The sequence below is a fragment of the Streptomyces sp. NPDC054840 genome (assembly GCF_053611065.1).
Window position 1 is genome coordinate 1 of record NZ_JBSGZP010000534.1, and the last position, 5,273, is coordinate 5,273.

General features: G+C 70.3%; 4 protein-coding genes and 1 pseudogene. All 5 read left to right on the plus strand.

Features of this window, described 5'->3' with window-relative positions; genetic code table 11:
- Positions 1-2,012: translation initiation factor IF-2 (infB, locus tag ACWGIU_RS28890; protein ID WP_453710644.1), on the plus strand; the 2,012-nt coding region annotated here is incomplete at its 5' end.
- A 161-nt stretch (positions 2,013-2,173) separates the two neighbouring features.
- Positions 2,174-2,467 (plus strand): DUF503 domain-containing protein, encoded by a 294-nt coding sequence (locus ACWGIU_RS28895; RefSeq protein ID WP_453710646.1) that lies wholly within the window; start codon positions 2,174-2,176, stop codon positions 2,465-2,467.
- Positions 2,468-2,495: 28 nt separating this feature from the next.
- A complete protein-coding gene (rbfA, locus tag ACWGIU_RS28900) occupies positions 2,496-2,948 on the plus strand; it encodes a 30S ribosome-binding factor RbfA (protein WP_030298318.1) in 453 nt (150 codons plus the stop codon).
- Positions 2,945-3,853 (plus strand): tRNA pseudouridine(55) synthase TruB, encoded by a 909-nt coding sequence (gene truB / locus ACWGIU_RS28905; protein ID WP_453710648.1) that lies wholly within the window; start codon positions 2,945-2,947, stop codon positions 3,851-3,853. The genes rbfA and truB overlap by 4 nt, the downstream gene beginning before the upstream one ends.
- A 244-nt stretch (positions 3,854-4,097) precedes the next feature.
- Positions 4,098-5,073 (plus strand): annotated as a pseudogene (locus ACWGIU_RS28910) (serine protease); the annotation flags it as partial.
- Positions 5,074-5,273: the final 200 nt, after the last annotated feature.

Below are 5,273 nucleotides of genomic sequence, written 5' to 3' on the forward strand. Positions count from 1 at the left end.
GCTTCGGCGGCGGTCCGGCCGGTGCCGGTGGCGGCGGTCGTCCCGGCTTCGGTGGTCGTCCCGGTGGTCCCGGTGCCCGTGGTGGCACGCAGGGTGCCTTCGGCCGTCCCGGTGGTCCGGCCCGTCGTGGTCGCAAGTCCAAGCGTCAGAGGCGCCAGGAGTACGAGGCCATGCAGGCCCCGTCCGTCGGCGGCGTGATGCTGCCGCGCGGTGGCGGCGAGACCGTGCGCCTGTCGCGCGGTGCCTCCCTCACCGACTTCGCGGAGAAGATCAACGCCAACCCGGCGTCGCTCGTCGCCGTGATGATGAACCTCGGCGAGATGGTCACTGCCACGCAGTCCGTCTCCGACGAGACGCTCGAAATGCTGGCCGGCGAGATGAACTACGTCGTCCAGATCGTCAGCCCGGAGGAAGAGGACCGCGAGCTCCTCGAGGGCTTCGACATCGAGTTCGGCGAGGACGAGGGCGGCGAGGAGTACCTCATGCCGCGTCCGCCGGTCGTGACCGTCATGGGTCACGTCGACCACGGTAAGACCCGACTGCTCGACGCCATCCGCAAGACGAACGTCGTCGCGGGCGAGGCCGGCGGCATCACGCAGCACATCGGTGCGTACCAGGTCTCCACCGAGGTCAACGACGAAGAGCGTCGCATCACCTTCATCGACACCCCGGGTCACGAGGCGTTCACCGCCATGCGTGCCCGTGGTGCGAAGTCGACCGACATCGCGATCCTCGTGGTCGCGGCCAACGACGGCGTCATGCCGCAGACGATCGAGGCGCTCAACCACGCCAAGGCCGCCGGCGTCCCGATCGTCGTCGCGGTCAACAAGATCGACGTCGAGGGTGCCGACCCGGTCAAGGTGCGCGGTCAGCTCACCGAGTTCGGTCTGGTCGCCGAGGAGTACGGCGGCGACACGATGTTCGTCGACATCTCCGCCAAGCAGGGTCTGCACATCGACTCCCTGCTGGAGGCCGTCGTCCTCACCGCCGACGCCTCGCTCGACCTGCGCGCCAACCCGGAGCAGGACGCTCAGGGTATTGCGATCGAGTCCCACCTCGACCGCGGCCGCGGTGCCGTCGCCACCGTCCTCGTCCAGCGCGGTACCCTCCGCGTCGGCGACACGATGGTCGTGGGCGACGCCTACGGCCGAGTGCGCGCCATGCTCGACGACAAGGGCAACAACGTCGAGGAAGCGGGTCCGTCGACCCCCGTCCTGGTCCTGGGTCTCACCAACGTCCCCGGCGCCGGCGACAACTTCCTCGTCGTGGACGAGGACCGTACGGCCCGTCAGATCGCCGAGAAGCGTGCTGCGCGTGAGCGCAACGCCAACTTCGCCAAGCGCGTCCGTCGTGTGTCCCTCGAGGACCTCGACTCCGTGCTCAAGGCCGGTCTGGTCCAGGAACTCAACCTCATCATCAAGGGCGACGCGTCCGGTGCGGTCGAGGCTCTCGAGTCCTCGCTGCTCCAGCTCGACGTCGGTGAAGAGGTCGACATCCGGGTCCTGCACCGCGGTGTGGGTGCGGTCACCGAGTCCGACATCTCGCTGGCGATGGGCTCCGACGCCATCGTCATCGGTTACAACGTCCGTGCGGCCGGTCGTGCCGCGCAGATGGCGGACCGCGAGGGCGTCGACGTGCGCTACTACTCGGTGATCTACCAGGCCATCGAGGAGATCGAGGCGGCCCTGAAGGGTCTCCTCAAGCCGGAGTACGAAGAGGTCGAGCTCGGTACGGCGGAGGTCCGCGAGATCTTCCGCTCGTCCAAGCTGGGCAACATCGCCGGTGTCCTCATCCGGTCCGGCGAGGTCAAGCGCAACACCAAGGCGCGGCTCCTGCGCGATGGCAAGGTCATCGCGGAGAACCTCAACATCTCGGGTCTGCGCCGCTTCAAGGACGACGTCACCGAGATCCGCGAGGGCTTCGAGGGTGGTATCAACCTCGGTTCCTACAACGACATCAAGATCGACGACGTCATCGCGACGTACGAGATGCGCGAGAAGCCGCGCGCGTAAGCGCGAGGCACATCGCACCGTGTCGTAGCTCGTCACACCGGGGCCGGTCGTCGGAATATCCGTCGATCGGCCCCGGCCGTTGCGTGTACGGTTCTGGTGACCCTGCCGAGCGACGGCCGGCAGGCCACCGAACCCGCACCGGCGGGATATCCGGAAAATGCATGTACGTGGGGACTCTGTCCTTCGATCTGCTCCTCGGCGACGTCCACTCGCTGAAGGAGAAACGCTCCGTGGTCCGGCCCATCGTGGCCGAGCTCCAACGCAAGTTCTCCGTGAGCGCGGCTGAAGTGGGCGACCAGAACCTGCACCGCAGGGCCCGTATAGGGGTCGCTCTGGTGAGTGGGGACGCGGGGTTCCTCTCGGACGTACTGGACCGCTGCGAGCGGCTGGTCGCTGCGCGTCCGGAAGTGGAGCTGCTGTCCGTACGACGGCGCCTCCACGGTGATGAAGACTGATAGCAAGACATAAGAAGGAGACGGACCAGTGGCCGACAATGCGCGGGCGAAGAAGCTGGCGGACCTCATCCGGGAGGTGGTGGCCGAGAAGCTGCTCCGCGGTGTCAAGGACCCCCGCCTCGGCACGCACGTGACCATCACGGACACCCGGGTCACCGGCGACCTGCGGGAGGCCACGGTCTTCTACACGGTCTACGGTGACGACGAGGACAGGGCCAGCGCCGCGGCGGGGCTGGAGAGCGCCAAGGGCGTACTGCGTTCCGCGGTCGGCCGGGCGGCGGGCACCAAGTTCACGCCCACCCTGACCTTCGTGGCGGACGCCCTCCCGGAGAACGCCAAGACCATCGAGGACCTCCTCGACAAGGCACGCTCCTCCGACGCCCAGGTACGCGAGGTGTCCTCCGGCGCCCAGTACGCCGGCGACGCCGACCCGTACAAGAAGCCGGGCGAGGACGACGACGAGGACGCAGCCGCGGAATGAGCACCAACGCAGGGAAGACTCCGGACGGCCTTGTCATCGTCGACAAGCCGTCCGGCTTCACTTCGCACGACGTGGTCGCCAAGATGCGCGGGATCGCCAAGACCCGTCGCGTCGGCCACGCCGGCACGCTCGACCCGATGGCGACCGGCGTGCTGGTCCTGGGCGTGGAGAAGGCGACCAAGCTCCTCGGCCACCTCGCGCTCACGGAGAAGGAGTACCTCGGCACCATCCGCCTGGGCCAGAACACTTTGACGGATGACGCCGAGGGCGAGATCACCTCGGCCACGGACGCCACCGGGGTCACCCGGGAAGCCGTGGACGCGGGCATCGCCACCCTGTCCGGCGAGATCATGCAGGTCCCGTCCAAGGTCAGTGCCATCAAGATCAAGGGCGTGCGCTCCTACAAGCGCGCCCGCGACGGCGAGGACTTCGAGATCCCGGCCCGGCCGGTGACCATCTCGTCGTTCCAGGTGTACGACATGCGCGAGGCGGAGGCCGAGGACGGCACGAAGGTCGTCGACCTCGTCGTCTCCGTGGTCTGCTCCAGCGGTACGTACATCCGCGCCCTCGCCCGTGACCTGGGGGCCGACCTCGGCGTCGGCGGGCACCTGACCGCGCTGCGCCGCACGCGGGTGGGCCCGTACAAGCTCGACAAGGCGCGGACCCTCGACCAGCTCCAGGAGGAGCTGACCGTCATGCCCATCGGCGAGGCCGCGGCCGCCGCCTTCCCGCGCTGGGACCTGGACGCCCGGCGGGCGTCGCTGCTCGCCAACGGCGTGCGGATCGACATGCCGCAGGAGTACGAGTCCGGCCGCACGGTCGCGGTCTTCGGGCCGCAGGGCCAGCTGCTCGGGCTCGTCGAGAACAAGAACGGAAAGGCGAAGTCCCTCGCGGTCTTCGTCTGACGATCGGGTGTTGACGTGGAGCGGTGAGCGCACATGGACTGCCGCTCACCGCTCCACGACCCCCCTCGGATAGGTGTCTATCCACCCGGACCCCTGTATTCACCCGTCCGAGCAGGCGCTCGGAGTGAATGGAGGGAGCGTAAGGGGGCGCTTTCGCCTCGCGTGCTTTTCGTGCCGATCTTCACCTGCCTACCGTCGTGAGCACGGGGTGTTGCGGGGGAGCGGTGCGGGGAGTGGTGCGGCCATGGCGGAGCTCGTCAAGATCTGCGATCCCGCCGGCCGGGCGCGCGGCAGCGGATTCGTCGCCGACGACCGCGGGACGGTGGTCACCAGCCACGAGGCCGTCGCCGGGCTGACCCGGGTGGTACTGCACGCGCCGGGACCGGCCGGCCGGACCTGGCTGGCCGAGGCGGCGGACGTGACCGCCCTGCCGGGGCTCGCGCTGGCGCTGGTACGGACCGACGGACTCGGGGTGCGCCCGCTTCCCGTGGCGCCGCGCGAGGTGATCGATCCCGGGACCTACGTACGGCTGCCCGCGCGGGGATGGCGGCAGGCGCGGGTACTCGGCGGCGCGGAGGTCGACTACCCGGCGGGGGATCGGTCCCACACGATGCCCGCGGGCGTGGCCGTGGAGCTCGCGATCGGCACCGACGGCCGCGACGCGCTGCGGCTGGGAGGGGAGGCGTGCGGCGGGGGACCGGTCCTCGACGCCGACACCGGAGCGGTGCTCGCGGTGGTGGGCACCGCACTGCGGGCGGAGCACCGCTCCGGAGGCTTCGCGGTGGCCCTGCGGGCGGCGGCCGGGGCCGATCCGGACGGCCCACTGGCCGCACTGCTGGAGCGCAACGCCGCGACCGTGCCCGCCCACGGAGCCGACCTGAACCTCGCCGGGGCGCTGGAACTGACCGCGACCACGCTCGGAACCTCCTTCCCCCCCGGACCGGCCGGAACCCGTGGAGCGCCGGGGCATCACCGCCGAACTGGCCGCCTTCACCACCGGGGACCGCCCTGTCCTCGGCCTCGTCGGAGACCCGGGCACGGGCCGCACCACGGCGCTCGCGGCCCTGGCCGTACGCCGCGCGCGGGGCGCCTGCCCGGCGCCGACCCTGTGGCTGCGCGGCGCGTACCTGCGCGCCACCGACACCTCCCTGGCCGACGCGGCGACACGGGCCCTGACAGCAGCAGCCCGCATCGTCGACACCGCCGTTTCCCCCAGCACGGCAGCGACGCCGACCCGAGCACCGGTTCCGACACCGCCGTTTCCCCTCAGCACGGCAGCGACGCCGACCCGAGCACCGGTTCCGACACCGCCGTTTCCCCTCAGCACGGCGGGGACGCCGACCCGAGCACCGGTTCCGACGGGGTCGGGCGTGTGTCGGGGCGTCTCCTCGGGCGCCGAACGTGGCGAGGGGTCGGAAGG